We start from the raw sequence: 4254 nt of genomic DNA on the forward strand, positions 1-4254 counted from the left end.
ACAACCGCCGCTACCTGGATAGCCATCTTGAGACGCTGTTCGACCGCGCCGTGGCGCGGCGGCGGCCGCTCTCGGTGATGATCACCGACCTCGACCGTTTCAAATCCATCAATGACGCCCATGGCCATGACGGCGGCGACGACGTTCTGCGTGAATTCGCCAGGCGGCTGCGCAAGAACGTGCGCGGCATCGATCTCGCCTGCCGCTTCGGCGGCGAGGAGTTCGTCGTGGTCATGCCGGATACCGACGGGCCAATCGCCGAGAAGGTGGCCGAGCGTATCCGCGCCGAGATCGCGCAGGCGCCCTTCGCAATCGGCAGCGATGGCAAGACGATCGAGGTGACGGTCAGCGTCGGCGTGTCATCGGTGCTGAGGGGAGCCGATACGGTCGCGGCGTTGATGAAGCGAGCCGACCTTGCGCTCTACGAGGCCAAGAGCGGCGGCCGCAACCGGGTTGTCGCCAAGGCCGCCTAGTCCGTGTCACCCAATGGTGCGCAGCAGTTTTGGCGCATCGACATGGACAAGACCAGAAGACTTAAGCGCGTTGCCTGAATCGTTGCGCCGCGATGCGGTTACCCACGGAAGCCGCAATTCCGCGTCAACCCGATAGGGTTAGGAATTTACCTTAATCCAAGCGATTCGGGAGCCGTGGTTAAGAAATGGTTGATTTTCATAAGTTCTTGAGCAAATCTGCTTGGCATAGAACGAAGACGAAGCCGGCACGAGGGTAGACTGCCCGGCTCGATCCAGAAAATACCCCATGATGCTCAGGTCCGCCGCATCTCCTGGGTCCGTGGGGTCGGCCGGCCGGCGCTGGCACATAGTGGCCTCCTCGTACCGCTGCCAACCGCCGACCGGCCCCCTTTTTCTCATGATGATTCAGCGTCAGGCAGCCGCGGGCTTTCTTGCTCGAGCATCCGCCCGCTGAAAACAAAAACGCCGCCCCAAGGGGCGGCGTTCGGCATTTCAGGATAAACCGGATTACTTGATCTTGGTTTCCTTGAACTCGACGTGCTTCTTGGCAATCGGGTCGTACTTACGGAACGACAGCTTGTCCGTCTTGGTGCGGCTGTTCTTGCTGGTCACGTAGAAGAAACCGGTGTCGGCGGTCGACAGAAGCTTGATCTTGATGTTTGCGGCTTTGGCCATGATGTTCGTCCGTTAATATTCGTGGAGTTTTGGCCGCTGGAGCACGGGGAAAACACCCGGACGCGGGAAACTTGGCGCGACACATAAAGAACGCGCCCGGAAAGTCAAGTCCAAGAGCCTTCTTGCCCCGTTTTGACGCGGCGGAACTCGCCGCGTCAGGCGTTCTCCCTGACCTGCAGATCGGCCTTCTTCCAGTCGCCGGTGGTGTTCCACCAGCGGTTCGGATTGGTATGGTCGTCGAGTCCCTTGGAACGGCTGGTCAGCAGCGGCTGAATGCGGATCACGGGCTCCTGGTAGGAATGGGCCTGGAATATCGCTTCGGCGACACGGGCGGCGAGCGCCTGATCGTCGGGCAGTTCGAACGACACCTCGACCGTGCCCGGCCGCCTGCGCAACTCGATCTCGGCGCCCGCGGCAGCGCCTTCGAGCGTCCGGTAGCGCTCTATGCCTTGCGCCGACTGGTAGGCATTGCCGTCATACTTGCCCATGCGCAGCGGCGTGATCGCCACCACCGCCTCCATGATGCGCTCGACGTCGGCCGCCGGTGCCTGGAAGGTGACGAGCAGAAGCAGTTCCATCCTGAGGGATTTGGTTTCAAAGCCGCTGTCGATCATCGCTATATCCTCGCTCTTCCTGCATTGGGGCGAGGGTATAGCAGGGGGCCTGCTGACACGGTGATGTCAGCATAGCCCAGTGCCGGGCGACATTTTCACTAGAGGATCTTTCGCACCAACCTGACGAGGACCAGGAGCATGTACGCGGCAAAGAACAGCGCCAGCGACCAGCCGAAGCCCGAAGGGCCGAAGGCGTCCATGCCGATGCCGATCGCCTGCGGGCCGATCACCATGCCGACCCCATAGCAGAGCACGAAGGCGGCGTTGGCGGAGGCGAGCTCATGGCCGGAAAGCTGAGAACCCAGATGCGCAAGGCCGATCGTGTACATGGCCGCGACCACACCGCCCCAGACGAACAGAAGCGCCGCCATCAGGTGCCAGTCCTTGGCGAAGAAAGGCATGAACACGGTTCCGATGAGGCCGACCGTGGCGCAGGCCAGAAGCAGGTAGCGGCGGTCCGAGACTCGGTCGCTGATCATGCCAATCGGTATCTGCAGCAGCACGTTGCCGAGCCCGATCATGGTCAGCAACAGCGCAGCGTCGGCCTCGGAGTAGCCGATGCGGCTGCCATAGACCGGGAACAGCGAAAAGCCGCCGGTCTCGACGGCGCCGAACACCAGCACGGCGAAGGTTGCTGTGGGCACCATCCAGATATAGCGCAGGAAATGGCTGGTTTCGCCGTCGGCGACGATCGCCGGGCTCTCGTTACGAGCCGCCAGCACCGGGATGGCAGCAAGCGTTACCAACGCAATGGTGACGCCGAACGGCAGGAATCCACCGGAGCCGACATGGGCGAACAGCCACGGCCCGGCGGCGAAGCCCAGAGAAAGCACCGTAGCGTAGATGCCAAGCACAAGGCCGCGACGATGCGGGGGCGCCGAGGTGCTGATCCAGAATTCCGACAGAATGAAGAGCACTGTCAGCGAAATGTGCAGCGCGACGCGGAGCGGAAACCACATCCAGAAGGCCGGCGCGAAATGAAAGCCGACAAAAGCGAGCGCGCCAACGGCGATCATCAAAAGCATGGTCTGGGCGACGCCGAGGCGCATGGCCAGCGGCGTGGCGAGCGGCGCGCCGGCGATCGAGGCGAGCCCGGCGACCGCCGTGTTGAGGCCGATCATCGAGGCCGAGTGGCCGCGCGATTCGAGGATGACGCTGAGCAGCGGCATGCCGAGGCCGATGGCAATGCCGACCACGCTGATCGAGGAGATCGCCGCAGTCATCGGCAGCCAGTGTACGCGTTCGTCGCCCTGTTGCTGGGTATCGACCGTCATCGATGGGGATGCTCTGCTTCTAAAGGACTTCGCGAACGAAGCGGTTTCGGATGAGGCGGAAGAACGGCACTGCGCCGCCCGGACGCAGCAACGGATCGTGGGCGAGCCGCCTTTCCAGTTCTTCCAGGATCATGCGGGTGATGTCGGGTGTGTCGGCCTTGCGGGCATCGCCAAGCGGCAGCCAGACGAGCCCCTCCAACTCGTTGGTTGGACCACCGTCGGGCAATTCGACGGCGACATCCTCACGCCAGGCGCTGAAGAAGCGGGTATCGAAGCGGCGCACGCGGTTGGGCGGCGTTATGGCGCGCGCAATGAAGCGCAGGGCGTCCAGCGACGGTGCGACGCTGTGTTCGACGAAACCCTGCCAATCGCGCTTGGCGGTCGCGAACGGGCCTTTACGACCGATCAGCAGGCCGGCTTCCTCGTAAGTCTCACGAATTGCCGACATGGCGATGGCGCGCGCCCGTGCGGCACTCGCGCGGCCGGGGCCGCTCACAAGCCTCGCCTCTTCCTCAGGATGCAGCGGGGCAGCCACCGGAACGCGGCTGTCGGCGGGATCGGTGCGGCCCCCGGGGAAGACGAATTTTCCCGGCATGAAGGCGTGGCCGGCATGGCGCCGGCCCATCAGCACCAGAACGTCGCTGGCTCTCCTGTCGAGCAGGATCAAGGTTGCGGCATCGCGCGGGCGAAGCGGCCGACCGCCGTGCACGGCCAAGCCTTTATCGAGCTTGTCGACATCCGCCTTGGTCATTCCTTCCATGCGCTCGACCTAGCGGAAACTTCTCGAACGCGAAAGTGGCTTGCGTGTTCGGGCCTTTGCACCAGCCCCGGACCAAACGTCGCTGCCGCAGCGATTCCAGGAAAAACGCGCAGCGGTTCTCGATCTGGATTTCCACTGTTCGGAGATGGTCGTTGTTTGTCTCAAGGGCAGAACCGCTGCAGGCTTAGGGATGCGGCTCGAACTCGTCCTTCTCGCCGCCGAAGCCGTGCATATAAAGCGCCCATTGCAGGCCGATGACGGCGCCTTCCGGCAGGTCGGCGACCTTGGTGTATTTCTTCGAATAGAGGCCGATCGGCCAGACGCCGGTATAGCCGACGGGGACGATGTGATAGCCTTGCGTCTTGATCTGGTTGTCGAGATAGGGCTTGTGCTGGAAGGCGTTGGCGTCGATCTCGCCGCGTTCCAGCGCCTCGTTCGGCTGGGTGTAGTCGTTGAAG

5 protein-coding genes and 1 pseudogene are annotated in these 4254 nt (G+C 63.0%); 1 reads left to right on the forward strand and 5 read right to left on the reverse strand.

The features are described 5' to 3' along the window. A partial coding sequence (locus EOA32_RS33905) for a diguanylate cyclase (protein ID WP_128374045.1) occupies positions 1-473 on the forward strand: 473 nt, incomplete at its 5' end. A gap of 507 nt (positions 474-980) precedes the next feature. Here EOA32_RS33905 and rpmG read toward each other — a convergent pair. From rpmG to EOA32_RS33935, 5 genes and pseudogenes are all read right to left on the reverse strand, one after another. Continuing rightward, positions 981-1148 carry a 50S ribosomal protein L33 gene (gene rpmG, locus EOA32_RS33915; RefSeq protein WP_040995604.1) on the reverse strand — a complete coding sequence of 56 codons (168 nt, stop codon included), beginning with the start codon at positions 1146-1148 and terminating at the stop codon, positions 981-983. A 155-nt stretch (positions 1149-1303) separates the two neighbouring features. After that, complete coding sequence (locus EOA32_RS33920) at positions 1304-1762, reverse strand: hypothetical protein (RefSeq protein ID WP_067328140.1); 459 nt, start codon at positions 1760-1762, stop codon at positions 1304-1306. 98 nt (positions 1763-1860) lie between these two features. Continuing rightward, entirely contained in the window at positions 1861-3036 is a 1176-nt protein-coding gene (locus EOA32_RS33925; RefSeq protein WP_067328142.1) for an MFS transporter, read from the reverse strand. A gap of 19 nt (positions 3037-3055) precedes the next feature. Beyond that, entirely contained in the window at positions 3056-3796 is a 741-nt protein-coding gene (locus tag EOA32_RS33930) for an NUDIX domain-containing protein (RefSeq protein ID WP_128374046.1), read from the reverse strand. 247 nt (positions 3797-4043) lie between these two features. Further along, positions 4044-4254 (reverse strand): annotated as a pseudogene (locus EOA32_RS33935) (MetQ/NlpA family ABC transporter substrate-binding protein); the annotation flags it as partial.

It is taken from the genome of Mesorhizobium sp. M1A.F.Ca.ET.072.01.1.1, from assembly GCF_004023325.1.
In the GTDB taxonomy this organism is placed as follows: domain Bacteria; phylum Pseudomonadota; class Alphaproteobacteria; order Rhizobiales; family Rhizobiaceae; genus Mesorhizobium.

Bases quoted from the DNA above. Each gene is read 5' to 3' on its own strand.
- rpmG (WP_040995604.1), bottom strand. From the start codon at position 1,148: ATGGCCAAAGCCGCAAACATCAAGATCAAGCTTCTGTCGACCGCCGAC.
- EOA32_RS33920 (WP_067328140.1), bottom strand. From the start codon at position 1,762: ATGATCGACAGCGGCTTTGAAACCAAATCCCTCAGGATGGAACTGCTT.
- EOA32_RS33925 (WP_067328142.1), bottom strand. From the start codon at position 3,036: ATGACGGTCGATACCCAGCAACAGGGCGACGAACGCGTACACTGGCTG.
- EOA32_RS33930 (WP_128374046.1), bottom strand. From the start codon at position 3,796: ATGGAAGGAATGACCAAGGCGGATGTCGACAAGCTCGATAAAGGCTTG.